15 protein-coding genes and 1 pseudogene are annotated in these 16,640 nt (G+C 28.8%); 4 read left to right on the top strand and 12 right to left on the bottom strand.

The genetic code is table 11. The annotated features are described in order from the left end of the window. The first annotated feature begins 70 nt into the window (after window positions 1–70). Window positions 71–667, top strand: a complete 597-nt coding sequence (locus ACY2RX_RS01995; protein WP_490102276.1) for a DUF4240 domain-containing protein — start codon at window positions 71–73, stop codon at window positions 665–667. A 157-nt stretch (window positions 668–824) separates the two neighbouring features. Here the strand turns inward: ACY2RX_RS01995 and ACY2RX_RS01990 are convergent. Beyond that, a pseudogene (locus ACY2RX_RS01990) lies at window positions 825–1,229 on the bottom strand (argininosuccinate lyase); the annotation flags it as partial. Between the two features lie 104 nt (window positions 1,230–1,333). On the opposite strand from ACY2RX_RS01990, the gene ACY2RX_RS01985 reads away from it, so the two are divergent. The 3 genes from ACY2RX_RS01985 (at window position 1,334) to ACY2RX_RS01975 (ending at window position 4,777) form a co-directional block, all read left to right on the top strand. Then, a complete protein-coding gene (locus ACY2RX_RS01985; RefSeq protein WP_490102520.1) occupies window positions 1,334–1,477 on the top strand; it encodes a hypothetical protein in 144 nt (47 codons plus the stop codon). A gap of 119 nt (window positions 1,478–1,596) precedes the next feature. Next, complete coding sequence (locus ACY2RX_RS01980; protein WP_490102275.1) at window positions 1,597–4,020, top strand: outer membrane beta-barrel protein; 2,424 nt, start codon at window positions 1,597–1,599, stop codon at window positions 4,018–4,020. 10 nt (window positions 4,021–4,030) lie between these two features. Beyond that, complete coding sequence (locus tag ACY2RX_RS01975) at window positions 4,031–4,777, top strand: LolA-like protein (protein WP_490102274.1); 747 nt, start codon at window positions 4,031–4,033, stop codon at window positions 4,775–4,777. A gap of 82 nt (window positions 4,778–4,859) precedes the next feature. Here ACY2RX_RS01975 and argH read toward each other — a convergent pair whose 3' ends face one another. From argH to ACY2RX_RS01920, 11 genes are all read right to left on the bottom strand, one after another. Beyond that, window positions 4,860–6,137, bottom strand: coding sequence for an argininosuccinate lyase (argH, locus tag ACY2RX_RS01970; protein ID WP_490102273.1), 1,278 nt, complete (start codon window positions 6,135–6,137; stop codon window positions 4,860–4,862). A 119-nt stretch (window positions 6,138–6,256) separates the two neighbouring features. Further along, window positions 6,257–7,324, bottom strand: a complete 1,068-nt coding sequence (locus ACY2RX_RS01965) for a M20 family metallo-hydrolase (RefSeq protein WP_490102272.1) — start codon at window positions 7,322–7,324, stop codon at window positions 6,257–6,259. 2 nt (window positions 7,325–7,326) lie between these two features. Next, on the bottom strand, window positions 7,327–8,103 hold the full coding sequence (argB, locus tag ACY2RX_RS01960; protein WP_490102271.1) for an acetylglutamate kinase: 777 nt from the start codon (window positions 8,101–8,103) through the stop codon (window positions 7,327–7,329). Between the two features lie 120 nt (window positions 8,104–8,223). After that, entirely contained in the window at window positions 8,224–9,162 is a 939-nt protein-coding gene (locus tag ACY2RX_RS01955; protein ID WP_490102270.1) for an N-acetylornithine carbamoyltransferase, read from the bottom strand. A 37-nt stretch (window positions 9,163–9,199) separates the two neighbouring features. After that, window positions 9,200–9,961: a glutamate 5-kinase gene (proB, locus tag ACY2RX_RS01950; RefSeq protein WP_490102269.1), complete on the bottom strand. Its 762-nt coding sequence runs from the start codon at window positions 9,959–9,961 to the stop codon at window positions 9,200–9,202. 1 nt (window position 9,962) lies between these two features. Next, window positions 9,963–11,156 (bottom strand): glutamate-5-semialdehyde dehydrogenase, encoded by a 1,194-nt coding sequence (locus ACY2RX_RS01945; RefSeq protein ID WP_490102268.1) that lies wholly within the window; start codon window positions 11,154–11,156, stop codon window positions 9,963–9,965. A gap of 80 nt (window positions 11,157–11,236) precedes the next feature. Further along, complete coding sequence (locus ACY2RX_RS01940; RefSeq protein WP_490102267.1) at window positions 11,237–12,367, bottom strand: aspartate aminotransferase family protein; 1,131 nt, start codon at window positions 12,365–12,367, stop codon at window positions 11,237–11,239. 2 nt (window positions 12,368–12,369) lie between these two features. Then, window positions 12,370–13,164 carry a pyrroline-5-carboxylate reductase gene (gene proC / locus ACY2RX_RS01935; RefSeq protein ID WP_490102266.1) on the bottom strand — a complete coding sequence of 265 codons (795 nt, stop codon included), beginning with the start codon at window positions 13,162–13,164 and terminating at the stop codon, window positions 12,370–12,372. A gap of 105 nt (window positions 13,165–13,269) precedes the next feature. Then, the gene (gene argC / locus ACY2RX_RS01930; protein WP_490102265.1) at window positions 13,270–14,253 is read right to left on the bottom strand and encodes an N-acetyl-gamma-glutamyl-phosphate reductase; all 984 of its coding nucleotides are present in this window, start codon (window positions 14,251–14,253) and stop codon (window positions 13,270–13,272) included. A gap of 53 nt (window positions 14,254–14,306) precedes the next feature. Then, a complete protein-coding gene (locus tag ACY2RX_RS01925; RefSeq protein WP_490102264.1) occupies window positions 14,307–15,482 on the bottom strand; it encodes an argininosuccinate synthase in 1,176 nt (391 codons plus the stop codon). 4 nt (window positions 15,483–15,486) lie between these two features. Beyond that, complete coding sequence (locus ACY2RX_RS01920) at window positions 15,487–16,098, bottom strand: GNAT family N-acetyltransferase (RefSeq protein WP_490102263.1); 612 nt, start codon at window positions 16,096–16,098, stop codon at window positions 15,487–15,489. Window positions 16,099–16,640 lie beyond the last annotated feature (542 nt).

Here is a 16,640-nt window from a genome sequence, read left to right as displayed (position 1 = left end):
AGTGAGATTAATAATAAACATTCTAATTATTACACTATTTTTTTCTTGTATAGAAAGAACTCAAAAACCTGTGAAAGTTTCTAAGTTTGAGAAAAATAAGAATATAAAATTAGAAAATTTAAACTTTGAAAAATCAAGTGAAATGATAGAGGAAGTTAAATATTGGAAAATAATTAATAAATCATTTCTTGAATTTAAAAAATATAGCAAACAAAAAAACGAATTATTAAATCAATTACTAAAGTTAACACCAAAAGAAATTATAGGTTTTAATTTGAGAACATCAAAATTATTAGGAGATTCATATTCGTCTGAATTATGGTGTGCTGCGTATATAATGAAAGGTGGTTGTTCTGATGATGGATTTGAATATTTTCGTTGTTGGCTTATTTCACAAGGGGAAAATGTTTTCTACAAAGCAGTTAAAGACCCAGATACTCTTTCAGATCTAGAAAAAAGAATCTTTTCCAGCTACGAATTAGAGGAATTATTCTACATACCTGAAAATGTTTTTAAAACTAAAACTGGTAAGGAAATTTACGATTATATTGACTACAAAAAATTTCAAAATGAACAAGGAGGTTATAATAATTTTGAATTTAATTGGCAAGAAGACGATAAGGAATCTATGAAAAGAATTTGTCCAAAATTATATAAGAAGTTTTAATCAAATGAGGAAAAGACTTTGACTAACACCGTGTATAATTAATTGCTTGGTTTCACCCAATTTACGAAAGTACTTGCGGACTTTCTATCTCTAATTTGTTTGCTAACTTTAGTGCTTAAATCATACAACTAATCTTATACAAACCGTCAGCAAATTATTATTTTTTAGGATACTTTTCTCTAATTTTATCCAAACCTAAATTATGAATACTACCTACGTGAGAATGTTTTTTTCCTAAATCTGGTTTGTAAGTTCCTGCTTGAACTTGACCTCCAATTTGTTGATAGGCTTCTCTAAAAGACATTCCTTCAACTACTAAATTATTAATAGCATCAACAGTAAATAAATATTGATATTTTTCATCATTCAAATCGATATCTTTTACAATTACTTGCTGAATGGAGTAATTAAAAATGTCTAAAATATCTTTTACATCTTCAAAAGCATTGATAATGTTTTCTTTTAATAATTGAAAATCTCTATGATAACCTGTTGGTAAATTATTGGTAATCAGTACCATTTCTGAATGCAATGCCTGAATTTTATTGCATTTTCCGTTTAATTGTTATTTAGAATAAATATATTTTTTTAACATTTAAAACTAGTACTTTTAAGTTTGTCAAGTGTAATACTAATAAGTGGAAGTTTTTCTTAAAGTAGTAATGACTGCATTCTAGCATTTTTAAAACTGACGCAAATGGAGATGGTAAATTATCTGTTGAGGAATTTTTAACTTTTAAAGATGCTACTTATATGTTATTTATTAGGATAGATGCGGATGGAAGTGGACTGATTGAATTCGATAAATAGAATGCTGCAATTGATAAAGGTTTAAAATGCAGAAAGGAATATATGACAAGTCTTTTCTAAATTCTCATTAATACAAATTTTGCATTAATGAGAATTTAGTTTACTAATTAAACAATTTAATGAAAATTTTATTATTTCTATTATTATCGTTTCTTACACTATCTTCAATACATAGTCAGTATGTTATTGGGTTTTCTAAAGATTCAATATCAAACTCAGTAAATTTTAGTGGTCGCATATTAGATGCCAATAATAAACCTCTAGCTTATGCACATATTATACTTACAAATATAGAAACAACTAAAAGAGCAAAAACCATTAGTAGAGAAGATGGTTCTTTTTATATAAAAACAAATAGTGGCAATTACTATTTGAGTATTAGTATGTTAGGTTTTCAGAGAACAACACAAAAAATAAAACTTATAAAAAATACGATACTAGCTCCAATTATATTAAGAGAAAAAGCTACTGTATTAGATGAAATTGTAATTCGTAATAATATAACTAAAGGAATTAGTCATTCTGCTAACGGAATGGTTTTTAACATTAAAAATGATTCGCTGTTAAATAAAAAACCAATAACGCAAATATTAGAGTATTTACCAGGTTTAAAAGTAGATGAAATAAAAGAAACTATTGGTATGATAGGTAAGAGTTCTATTTTAATTCAGTTAAACGGCAAGCGTACTCGAGTTTCTGGTAGAATGTTATATAATATGTTAGGTAGTATGTATGGAGACCGATTGGAAAATATAGAAATTATACAAACACCTAGTGCCAAATATAGTGGCAGAATAGAAGGTATCCTAAATATAAATTTAAAAAAACAACGAAATAATGGGTTTTTAGGTTCTTTTTCAAGTAGGTATCGGAATAACAACCAATCTTTTATGCCTTCTTTGTTTATGGATTATAAAACGAATAAAATTACGTTTACAGGTGGTTTAACGGGTTTGTTTTTAGATAGAGAAAATATAAATTATACAGAACGTGAGTTTATAAATAGTAAACAGCTTTTTTTAAATACAACAGAAAATAATTTTAAAATGAATTCGTTAAGCTATATTTTTGGCATTGATTACGAATTAAATAAAAAGCATTCCTTTTCTTCTGGTATTTCTATTAGAGATGCAAATAATACAAAAAAACAAAATTTATCTAGCAAACAGTTTAAGAATATTCTATTAGATAATATTTTTACGAATGCTTTAGTACAAAGAACCCCAACAATAAATTATAATTACGATTTTTCATATCGTTATGATATTAAAAAGAAACAACGGTTAGATATGGCAATTAATTATCATGAAAGTTTTAATGATAATAATAATTTCTTTGATATTTTAAACAAAAATGCCACAGAAACCATAATTACCAAAAGACAAAATAGAGATGAAAAGAATGAAAAAAATGAAGTTTTTAGTTTTTTAATAGACTATACAGTACCCTTAAAAACTAATAATATTTTTGAAACAGGTATTAATTATAATAAAGTAATTATTAATAATACGAATTTATTTGAAGTTCTTAATCCAGAGAATTCAACTTGGCAAATTAATTCAGCACTAAGTAACAACTTTAATTATACAGAGCAAGTTTATAGCAGTTATGTTTCTACAGACTCAAATGCAAATAGCTTTAAATATTCATTAGGGGTAAGATTAGAACATATTGTAACCAAGAGTATTTCTACTAAAAGTTCTAAACCTTTTAATAATTCTTATACCCAATTATTACCAGTAGTGTCTTTAAAGTATCTTACAAATAAAGCTAAAACTAGTAGTTTGGCTATGTCTTTTAAAAAGATTTATGATTTACCTAGCTATATTCAGTTAAATCCTTTTAAAATTTACCTAAACGATTTTACAGTAAAAAAAGGAAATCCAAATTTAAAGCCACAAACTATTAATAGTTACGAACTCTCTTATACTCATAAAAACAAGTATTTTTTTAACTATTCTTATAAAGTAGTTAATAACGCTTTTTCTCAAGTAGCAACGCAAAAAAATAAACTTACGGTAATTTCTTACCAAAATATAGGCGAACGAAAAGTTCATTTTTTTAATATTACTTACCCAAGAGTATCGCCATACAAATGGTGGTCATTTAATATCTATTCAAATTTTTCCTATGCACAAGTAAAGAGCAATTTAATTAAGAATGATGCGAGTTTGGTTGGTTTAGAGCTAATAAATGATTTTTCTTTACCAAAAAAAATTAATTTAAGAACCTATTTCTCTGCTATAACAAATAGTTTAAACGGTATTCAGAAGACAAATGGAGGAAATTTTAGTGCTAACATAACTTTATCTAAACGTGTTTTAAAAAACAAAGGAAGTTTTAATTTTAGTTTGTATAATATTTTAAATACTTTTAATAGAAAAATAAAAACCTACACTTTTGATGGTGTTAGAAATTTAGAAAAAACTACAGGCATACCAACTCCTTTTATTTCTATGGGGTTTTCGTATCGTTTTTCTTCTGGTAAAAAAATAAGCAAAAAAGTAAAAAAGAAAAGTAGTATAAATGAAAACAGATTTTAAAACATATAAAATGAAAAAAAAAATAGTATTTATGCTATTGATAGCTTTAAATTATTCACTTAATGCGCAAACAGCTGATGAAATTTGTAAACAATTTATTAAAAACACGGGTGGCTATGCAAATTGGAAAAAAATAAAAGGAATTAAAACGACAGAAAAAATAGAGAACAAAAGTTTTTTTGATTCTATAGTAACTATCCATTTAAAAAATGGCAAGCAACTAAAAAAAGTATTTACAAATAGAAATGAAATGGTTGAGTATATTTTTGATGGAAATAAAGCTTGGGATTATTCGAGATCTAAAAAAACCAGAGAATTAAGTGAAAATCAAACAGAAATACTACGTTCGCAACGAGATGATTTTCCGAACACTTTTATAGATTACAAAAAAAAAGGTTTTGAAATAGAATTATTAGGGAAAGAAACTATAAATAAAACGGAGTGTTATAAAATAATAGTTCTTAAAAACACCTTATTTTTAAATGGACAAGTGGTAGAGAATATCGTTTATTACTATTTTGATACGAAAACTTTTTTACTAATATTAATAGAAGAAGAAGAAAAAACAGGAATGTTTAGAGGTAAAATAAGACAACAATTTTTATCAGATTATAGAAAAGTAAATAATTTACATTTTCCTTTTGTAATAAAAAATTCTTATAAAAATAATTCTTCTATGCAAATAACTCTTTTAGTTAAAAAAATTCAATTAAATCCAATAGTAAGCGAAGAATTATTTGTGTTTCCTGAAAAATAGGATTGCATTGTTTTTGAAAACAATATAATCTTGATTATCAAATTAAATAAAACAATAAGAGGTTTTAATCCCTTGTATAAATTTATTGTTTAGGATATTTCTCTCTAATTTTATCCAAACCTAAATTATGAATACTACCTACGTGAGAATGTTTTTTTCCTAAATCTGGTTTGTAAGTTCCTGCTTGAACTTGACCACCAATTTGTTGATAGGCTTCTCTAAAAGACATCCCTTCAACTACTAAATTATTAATAGCATCAACAGTAAATAAATATTGATATTTTTCATCATTCAAATCGATATCTTTTACAATTACTTGCTGAATGGAGTAATTAAAAATGTCTAAAATATCTTTTACATCCTCAAAAGCATTGATAATGTTTTCTTTTAACAATTGAAAATCTCTGTGATAACCTGTTGGTAAATTATTGGTAATCAATAGCATTTCTGAATGCAATGCCTGAATTTTATTGCATTTTCCACGAATCAATTCAAAAACATCAGGATTTTTTTTATGCGGCATAATGCTACTTCCTGTGGTTAATTCATCAGGAAAAGTGATAAAACCAAAATTCTGACTCATATACAAACAAACATCCATAGCAAAACGAGCCATTGTGTTGCACAATCCGCCTAAAGCAGAAGCAATAGAACGCTCACTTTTTCCACGACTTAATTGCGCAGCAACAACATTGTATTTTAAGGTTGAAAAATTGAGTTCTTTGGTTGTTAATTCTCTGTGAATAGGGAAAGAGCTGCCATAACCTGCAGCAGAGCCTAAAGGATTTTGGTCTACAACTTTTGATACTGCATTTAATACATAAACATCATCAATTAGTAATTCTGCATAGGCAGAAAACCACAATCCAAAGGATGATGGCATTGCTACTTGTAAATGCGTATAACCAGGTAATAAGCTGTCTTTGTGAGTTTCAGCCAAATTTAATAAGGTATCAAACAGCGTTTTTACTTTATCATTTATAATTGATAAGTTCTCTTTATAATACAATTGCAAAGCCACTAAAACTTGATCGTTTCTAGAACGCGCTGTATGAATTTTCTTGCCAACTTCACCAAACTTATTAGTCAACTCCCATTCTATTTTAGAGTGCACATCTTCAAAGGATGCTTCAATTTCAAACGTTCCGTTTTCAATATCAGTTGCTAATTCTTGTAAACCTTTTTTTAAATCTTTTAATTCATCAGTAGTAATAATACCAATAGATGCTAGCATAATTGCGTGTGCAATTGATGCTTGAACGTCATATTTTGCAATGTGAATGTCAATTTCTCTATCGTTACCAACAGTAAAGTTTTCTATTTGTTTGTCTATACTAAATCCTTTATCCCAAAGTTTCATATTTATAAATTTTATTTTAAAATTTAGAATCAAGAAAAAAGACCGTTTCACTTTCAGAAAAAAGACAAAATTTTCACGTCTTTATTCTCTATTCTTTTCTCTTGTTTCTCTATTCTTTTTTAAACAATTACACGATTCAACAATTCAACGTATATTCTAATTCCTTCTTCAATTTCTGATAGATAAATAAATTCATCAGCAGAATGCGAACGTTTACTATCTCCAGGTCCTAATTTTAATGATTGGCAAGATAACACAGATTGATCGGATAATGTTGGAGAACCATAAGTTTTCCTCTCCATTGCAATTCCTGCTTTTACCAAATCGTGGTCAGTAGAAATTGATGACGAATTTAATCGTAAACTTCTTGGAGTAATTTTTGTACAAGGTGATTTTTCTTGTAAAATGTCTGCAATTTCTTGATTTGAATAAGCATCATTTACACGAACATCAATTACCAAATTGGTGTGTGCAGGCACTACATTGTGTTGTTTACCAGCATTTATTTGAGTTACTGTCATCTTCACATCACCCAAAGTTTCAGAAGATTTTTCGAAATGAAAATCTTTAAACCATTGTAAAACTTCAATCGTATTATAAATTGAGTTGTTATCATTTGGATGTGCTGCGTGACTTGGTGTTCCTTCTACATCAGCATCAAAAACCACCAAACCTTTTTCTGCAACTGCCAAATTCATTAAAGTAGGTTCTCCAACAATTGCTACATCAATATGTGGAATAATTGGTAACATACTGTTTAATCCATTAGGTCCACTGTTTTCCTCTTCTGCAGAAGCCACAATAACTAAATTGTATTTTAAGTTTTCTTGGGTATAAAAATTAGTGAAAGTTGCAATTAATGAAACCAAACAACCACCAGCATCATTAGAACCTAAACCATATAATTTATCTCCTTCTACAGTTGCTTTAAAAGGATCTCTTGTATAAGCAGTATTTGGATGTACTGTATCGTGATGAGAATTTAACAACATTGTTGGTTTACTTTCATCAAAATGTTTGTTGGTTGCCCAGATATTATTTTTTGTTCTTTTAAAAGGAATATTATTATTGTTAAACCAAGCTTCAATTAAAAGTGCAGTATTGTGTTCTTCTGTAGAAAATGATTTCGTTTCAATCAAATTTTTAAGAAGTGTAATAGCGTTTTTTGTTAATTTTTCGATGATCATTTTTATAATGTAATTGTTGTAAAAAACTCGTTTTCTTTTCTTAACATTGATGTGTTTCCAATATGTACTTTGGCAACTCCATTTTTTAAGGCATCAAAGCAATTTTCTAGTTTTGGTAACATTCCATCAACTATTATTCCTTCTGCCAAAAGCTCTTTATATTTTTCTGTGTTGATGTTTTTAATAACAGAATTTTTGTCATTAAAATCTTGTAGAACACCATTTAATTCAAAACAATAATAGATAGATGTTTCATAGATTTTACTCATACCAACTGCAATTGTACTTGTAATTGTGTCAGCATTTGTGTTTAATAATTGTCCTTTTCCATTGTGTGTAATGGCACAAAAAATGGGTGTGAAACCAGCTTTAATTAGTTTATCAATAGAATTATGGGCTACTTTTTTTACATCACCTACAAAACCAAAATCAATATCTTTTACAGGTCTTTTATCAGATTGAATACTGTTAATATCTGCGCCTGTTAAACCAATTGCGTTGGTATTTAAAGCTTGTAATTTAGCCACCACATTTTTGTTCACTAAACCTCCGTAAACCATAGTTATGACTTCTAAAGTTGCTGCATCAGTAATTCTTCTGCCATTTACCATTTTAGATTCAATTCCTAATTTTGATGCAATGTGAGTAGCACGTTTTCCTCCTCCATGCACTAAGATTTTATTTCCTTTTATGTTAGAGAATAATTTTAGAAAAGCATTTAAAGATTTTTTATCTTCGATAATATTACCTCCAATTTTTATGATTGATAGTTTTTCCATTATTAGCTGTTAGTCGTTAGCTGTTAGCGCGCAAAATGCTAAAAGCGATTTTATAAATTTTCCTATATTTTTTTCAAAACCTCTAAGGTTTTTAAAACCTTAGAGGTTTAGTTGAATCGATTATAAGTTTTCCAATATCTTTTTCAATACCAATTGTGCTGCATAAGTTCTGTTATTTGCTTGTTCAATTACCAAAGAACTTTCGCTATCTAAAACAGCATCTTCTGCAACCACATTTCTTCTTACAGGCAAACAGTGCATAAATTTTGCATTACCAATTTTGTCTTTGGTAATCATCCAATTTTCATCAATTTTTAAAATTTCCCCATAGTTATCATAAGCACTCCAGTTTTTTGTGTATACAAAATCGGCATTTTTAAATGCTTCTTTTTGATTGTGATAAATAGGCGTGTCTTTAGTAATTTCTGGATTTAAATCATATCCTATTGGATTTGCAATTACAAATTCTACATCCATTTTTTGCATTGCTTTTACAAAACTATTGCTAACAGCGTGTGGTAAAGTTTTAATATGTGGCGCCCAACTTAAAACTACTTTTGCTCTCTTTTTTGTTGTATTTTCCGCTATTGTGATTGCATCAGTTAAACCTTGTAAAGGATGAGCAGTTGAACTTTCCATATTAATAATTGGAACAGAAGCATATTTTACAAACGAATTTAAAACGTGTTCAGATTCATCTAATTTTTTGTCTGTTAAACTAGGAAATGCTCTTATAGCAATTGCATCACAATATTGAGAAACTACTTGTGCAGCTTCTTTAATATGTTCTGCAGTTTTACCATTCATTACAGTTCCATTACCGAATTCAATTCCCCAAGCATCACCAGAAACATTCATCACTATTGGATTCATACCTAAATTAAGTGCGGCTTTTTGAGTACTTAAACGTGTTCTTAAACTTGAATTAAAGAATAATAAACCTAAGGTTTTGTTTTTTCCTAATTCAATATTCTTTAGAGGATTTGTTTTAATTTCTTTGGCTTCTTCAATCCAAGAATAGATATCGTCAATGTCGTTTATAGATGTATAATGTCTCATTTTATATTTTTTTGAAAGAGATCTAAACTGCTAGTAATTATTTTATTTTTGTAAACGGTATTTTATTTTCAAAAGCATTTGTAATAAAATTATCTTTTAAACCGTTTACAATCCACGTTTCTATATTTGCATTTTTACTTAAAGAAGCTGCTTCAATTTTTGATTGCATTCCACCACTTCCGTGCGTAGATTTAGAGTTGACAATTTCATTTTTTAAAGCATCAAAATTGGTAACTTCTTTAATTGTTTTTGGTTGTTTATTTTTAATAGATTCTTTTGTGTAAATTCCATTTGTATTTGTGGCAATAATTAGTAAATCTACATTTAATAAAGAAGCTGTTAAAGCGGCTAGTTTATCGTTATCACCAAATTTAATTTCGTCTGTTGCAACCGTATCATTTTCATTGATAATCGGAATGTAATTATTGTTAACCAACACATTTATGGTATTTACAATATTGGTTTTGCTTTCCTGTTTTTCGAAATCGGAATAGGAGAGAAGGCACTGAGAACTCAACAAACCATATTCTCTAAATATTTCTTGATAAATTCTAATTAAGTGCGGTTGTCCAATAGAAGCTAAGGCTTGTTTTACAAAGATTGCTGACTGTTTGCTTTCTAGTTTTACAAACTGTTTTGCCACAGCAATTGCACCAGAACTCACAATTATAAACTCGCAAGAATCTTTGAGTTTTGCAATCTGATTGGCAATATCTTCTATTTTTCCTCTAGATATATTATTAGTTTCTTTGGTCAATGTGTTTGAACCAATTTTTAGTAATATGCGTTTCTTTTTCATACTATCTTATTTGTCCATTTCCGTGAACATACCATTTGTTAGTTACTAAATGTTGTAACCCAATTGGTCCACGTTGATGCAATTTATCTGTGCTAATGGCTAATTCTCCTCCCAAACCTAATTGCCCACCATCTGTAAAACGAGTAGATGCATTATGATACACAGCAGCACAATCTATGTTTTCCATAAATATTTTTGCAATTGCATCATTTTTGGTGATAATGGCAGCAGAATGTCCTCCAGAAAAATGATTTATTTTTTGAATAGCAGCTTCAGTGTTTGCAATTTCACCAATCACGATTTTATAATCTAAAAACTCTTCAAGCCAAACTCTATCAGACTCAATTGCTTGTAAATTGTAATTTTCGGCAACAATTTCATCACCCAAAATATCAATTTTATTAGCTTTTAATTTTGATATTAATTGTTCGATAAACTCCTTTTTATTTGGAAGGTTTTTATCAATTAAAACTTTATCTACTGCATTGCAAGCAGAAATTTTAGATTTTCCGTTGATAATAACATCAATTGCAATATCTATATTCGCTTCTTTAGAAACATAGACAAAATTGTTTCCTCGTCCGCTAATAATAACAGGACAAGTAGCGTGTTGTTTTACAAAAGCAATTAAACGTTCTCCTCCTCTTGGTACAATTAAATCTACTTTTTGTGTAGGTTTTTCTAAAAAAGCTTGTGTTTCTGTTCTGTTAAACTGTAAATATTCTACCCAATTTGTAGAAGCTTTATGCTGTTTTAAAGCTTTGTGCCATAACTCAACAATCTTTAAGTTAGAGTTTAATGATTCTTTACCACCTTTTAATAAAATTTTATTTCCAGATTTAAATGCAATTCCTGCAGCTTCAACAGTAACATCTGGTCTAGATTCGTAAATAATTAAAATAGTACCAAAAGAAGCCGTTTTATTAAAGACCTGCATTCCGTTTTCGTGTTTAAAACTAAAACGCTCTACACCTACAGGATCTTCTTGAGAAGCCAAATGCAAAGCCGCTTTAATCATTTCATCAACTTTTACATCATTAACTTTTAAACGATCGAACATAGAGATATCATCACCTTTATAAGCTTTTAAATCTGTTTTGTTAATGCTGATTATTTCTGCTCTGTTTTTCTCTAAAAGCTTTGCCATTGTTAACAAAACAGCGTTTCTTGTTTCTATGGATAATAAGGTGTTCATTTTTTAGTATTCAGTATTCAGTATTCAGTATTCAGTGTTTAGTGTTTAGTGTTCAATCTATTTGTGTTTTGTGTTTAAATTTAATTGTTTAAAGCAGTAATTAAAGTTTCAAAAAACTGATTGATGTGTTCTTTTTTGACAGTTAGTGGAGGTAAAATTCTTAATAATTTTTTATTAGCTGCTCCACCTGTAAAAATGTGGTAATCGTAAATTAATTTCTTTCTTAAATCACCTACTTCAAATTCGAATTCTAGCCCCAGCATTAAGCCTCTTCCTTTAATTTTTTTTATTTGTGGAATTGTTTTTGCGATTTCTACAAAATAGGCTGATACTTCCTTTACATTGTCTATTAACTTCTCTTTTTCAATTACATCTAAAACCGATAAACCAGCAGCACAAGCTAAATGGTTTCCACCAAAAGTAGTTCCTAACATTCCAAATTTAGCTTCAATAGAAGGATGAATTAAAATACCTCCAATAGGAAAACCATTTCCCATACCTTTGGCAATAGAAATAATATCTGGTGTCACATTATAATGCTGAAAAGCAAAAAACTTTCCTGAACGTACATAACCAGACTGCACTTCATCAGCAATAAAAAGTGTGTTGTTTGCTTTACAAAGAACATCAACTTGTTCAAAGAAATCAGCAGAAGCTTCGTCTAAACCACCAACTCCTTGAATAAATTCGACAATAATAGCACAAACATCGCCTTTTTTGAGTTCTTTTTTTACACCCTCAATATCGTTTAAATCAAGAATTGTAACCTCTTGTTGTGCGTTTATTGGTGCAATAATAGTTGCATTGTCAGTAGCAGCAACAGCTGCAGAAGTTCGTCCGTGAAAACCATTTTTAAAAGCAATTATTCTAGATTTTCCTGTTTTAAAAGAGGCTAGTTTTAATGCATTTTCATTAGCTTCTGCACCAGAATTACATAAAAATAATTCGTAATTTTTACAACCAGAAAGTTCTTCTAATTTATCTGCTAACTGTTTTTGTAAAGGATTCTGAATTGCGTTCGAATAAAAACCCAATTTTGCAACTTGTATAGAAACAGCCTCAACATATTTTGGATGAGAATGACCAATTGAAATGACAGCATGGCCACCATATAAATCTAAATATTCTATATTGTTTTTATCATAAACATAAACTCCATTTGCTGAAACTGGAGTAACATCATATAAAGGATAAACGTTAAAAAGTGGCATAATTATTTTGCTTTAATTTGATTAATTTTTTCAAAAGAAGTATTAATTCCTTTTATTAAAGATGAGCTTAACCCTTGGTGTTCCATTTCGTTTAAACCTTCTATAGTACAACCTCCAGGCGTGGTAACTCTATCTATTTCTGCTTCTGGATGCTTGCCAGATTCTTTTAATAAAGTAGCAGCACCAAAGCAAGTTTGCATTGCTAATTCGTGTGCTTCATCAGCTTCAAAACCTAATTGAATAGCACCTTGAGTGGTGGCTCTTATTAAACGCATCCAAAAAGCAATTCCGCTTGCGCAAATAACAGTTGCTGCTTGTAATTGTTCTTCAGGGATAACCATAGAACGTCCTAAACTGTTAAAAATAGTTTTAGCCAATTCTATTTTGGTTTTTCCTTTTTCATTAGCAGAAATACAGGTCATAGATTGCCCAACAGCAGCAGCTGTATTTGGCATAGCTCTTATAATATGGTGTTTTGCGCCAATAACATTTTCTATTTTACCAATAGAAAAACCTGTAATTACAGAAATAATTAATCGGTCTTTTTTTAATAAATACTTTACGTTTTCTAAAATCTTTTTTAGATGTCTTGGTTGTACTGCAAAAATGATTATTTCAGAGTTTTTAATAGCTTCTTCATTATCAGAAGTTAAAATAACTTTTTTGTAATTGCTGAATTTTTTAATAGAGTTAGTATCTCTTTTAGTCATATATAAAGAACTAACAACATTATTTGTTAATAATCCTTTTGCTATAGATTGTCCTAAACTTCCTGCTCCTATAATGGCTACTTTCATAAATATTAGTTTTAAAGTTTTAACGTTTGAATGTTTCAAAAGTTAAAACCGTTTATAATAATTAGATACTGAAACAAGTTCAGTATTTAAAAACCTTTAAGGTTTTTAAAAATAATTTGCTTTTAAATTTAAACCTAAAGTTTCTTTATAACCATACATTAAATTCATATTCTGAATGGCTTGTCCGGAAGCTCCTTTTAGTAAATTATCTATGGCACTTGTAATTAATAACTTGTTATCATATTTAATTAAGTGAATTAAACACTTATTTGTATTTACCACTTGTTTTAAATGAATGTCTTCATCAGAAACAAACGTAAATGCAGCATTTTTATAAAATTCTTTATATAATTTTTTTGCATCATCTATAGAACCATCAAATTTTGTATAGGCTGTTGCAAAAATTCCTCTAGAAAAATTACCTCTGTTGGGCACAAAATTTATTTCTGAATGAAAGCTGTCTTGTAATTGATTTATAGTTTGATGAATCTCTCCTAAATGCTGATGTGTAAAAGCTTTGTAATGAGAAAAGTTATTATCTCTCCACGTAAAATGTGTGGTTTTAGATAGAGAAGTTCCTGCACCAGTTGCACCCGTAACCGCATTAATATGGATATCATTTTTTAACAAACCATTTGCTGCTAAAGGTAAAATTGCCAACTGTAAAGCTGTTGCAAAACAACCTGGATTCGCAATATATTTTGCAGATTTTATTTGCTCTTTTTGTAATTCAGGCAATCCATACACAAAATCTTTTCCTTCAAAATTTTTATCAGTATGTAACCTAAAATCATTACTTAAATCAATGATTTTTGTGTTATCAGAAAAACGATTTTCTTTTAAAAATGCAGTTGAATTTCCGTGCCCTAAACACAAGAATAAAACATCAACATCAGTATTTATTTCTTGGGTAAAATCAAGTTCTGTATCTCCGATTAAATCTTGATGAACTTTATACAATTTGTTGCCAGCATTAGATGTACTGTACACAAAATTGATATTTGTTTTTGGGTGATGTAATAGTAATCTAATTAATTCTCCTGCTGTATAACCTGCACCACCTATAATTCCAATTTCTAAATTTCTCATTTTGAAAAGTTTTAGACCTCACAGGTTTTTAAAACCTGTGAGGTCTTTTCTATTTATTTGTTTACTTGTTGATATATTTTATTCTGATTTCCTAAAATCTTGATAAAACCTTTAGCTTCTTCTGCAGTCCAAGCTTTGTTTTCTTCACCATAACTTCCAAATTTCGCAGACATTAAATCGTGTTTAGATGATATTCCATCCAAAGAAAAATGATAAGGTTTTAGTGTTACAAAAACGCTACCTGTAACTTTGTCTTGACTGTTTTCTAAAAAAACTTCAATATCTCTCATCACAGGATCTAAATATTGACCTTCATGTAAATGCATTCCGTAAAAACTAGCTAGATATTCTTTATGTTGTAATTGCCATTTTGTTAAGGTATGTTTTTCTAATAAATGATGCGACTTTATGGTAATTAATGCAGCAGCAGCTTCAAAACCAACTCTTCCTTTAATACCAACAATGGTGTCTCCAACGTGAATATCTCTACCAATTGCATATTTTGACGCTAAAGAATTTAGCAATTCTATACAGTTTTTAGAGTCATCAATTTTACCATTTACTGCTACTAATTCTCCTTTATTAAAAGTTAATACTACTTTTTGAGCATCTTTACTTTCTAATTGAGAAGGATAAGCCGAATTTGGTAAAGGTTTTTCTGATGTTAACGTTTCTTCGCCACCAACACTTGTTCCCCAAAGACCTTTGTTTACTGAGTATTTAGATTTTTCCCAAGACATATTTATTCCTTCAGATTTTAAATAATCTATTTCTTCTTGTCTTGTTAATTTTTGATCTCTAATGGGAGTAATAATACTAATCTCTGGTGATAGAGTTTGAAAAATCATATCAAATCTAACTTGATCATTTCCTGCACCAGTACTTCCATGCGCAATATATTTTGCACCAATACTTTTTGCGTATTCTACAATTTCTATAGCTTGTATAATTCTTTCTGCGCTCACAGAAAGTGGGTAAGTATTGTTTTTTAAAACATTTCCAAAAATTAAATACTTTACTACTTTTTGATAAAATGTAGCAACAGCATCAATATTTTTATACGTTGTAACGCCCATTTTATAAGCATTACTTTCTATATGATTTATTTCTTCTTTTGTAAATCCGCCAGTATTTACACTTACTGCATGCACTTCATATTCTTTTGATAAGCTTACTGCACAATAAGAAGTGTCTAATCCGCCACTATAAGCAATTACTAATTTTTTCATACGATTATTTTTTATTCTTTTTTAGAAATAAGTTTTGTTTGATGTTTTTAAGTCTTTTAAAAACATTTTCTTTTACTTTTTTAGAGGTTTCTTTATTTTTTGGATCAAACAACATTCCTGTACACAAACACATTTTTCTGTCTGTTCTTGTTAACACATCGTAATTTTTACAAGTTTGGCAACCATCCCAAAAGGTTTGATCGTCTGTAAGTTCTGAAAAAGTTACAGGTTTGTACCCTAAATCGCTGTTGAGTTTCATAACTGCTAAACCTGTGGTAATACTAAATACTTTTGCAGTTGGATATTTATTTCTAGAATGCTCAAAAATTTTACTCTTAATTTTTTTTGCTAAACCAATACCTCTATAATCTGGATGTACAATTAACCCAGAATTGGCAACAAATTTTCCATGTCCCCATTTTTCAATATAACAGAATCCAGCAAACTTGTTATCATCTAAAGCAATAACAGCATTGCCGTTTTCCATTTTTTTGGCAACATAAGCTGGCTTTCTTTTTGCAATTCCTGTACCTCTAACTTGAGCGGCATCTTCTATGGTTTTGCAAATGATTTCTGCGTAAATTGTATGTGATGTATTTGCAATTACAATTTCCATTGCATTGTATTTTTATTTTATAAAATTGTTGTTTGTTTTATTTGGATGCAGAATTGGACTCACCTAATTCCATTAATTTTAAATTACCCCAAAGGGCGAAATGGAAAATTGCGTCGAATATTGTTATTCTTTAAAATAACGAATGATTGTAAGTAAGTTTTGTAAGAAATATTCACGGTAAAAAAATAAATGGTTAAATACTATAATAGATTGCTTTATTGCTAATGTAGATTATTAGCGACGGCGATTGCGCAAGCGCAAACTGGGAACTATTGTGGTATATAATTTATTTCTTCTAGAAGTAATCATACAGCAAAAGTATATCTTTTTTATATACTATTATTAATAATGTATTGCTTTTTTGTAAGTTTTATCAAATTTAAACAAAATTGTATTTTGGGTTAAAAATTATTCAAAATAAAAGTGTATTAATGGTTTTATGATAATTTATGACGCTTTTTTTCTGTATAATTTTAACTGTTTTTAATATCATTTTTATAAATAACTACAATTCATCCTTAAAAAAATACGATTCAGTATTC

The organism is Polaribacter sp. 2405UD43-2, assembly GCF_058147125.1.
The sequence above is the reverse complement of the archived record's forward strand: the minus strand, read 5'-3'. Positions and strand labels throughout refer to the sequence as shown.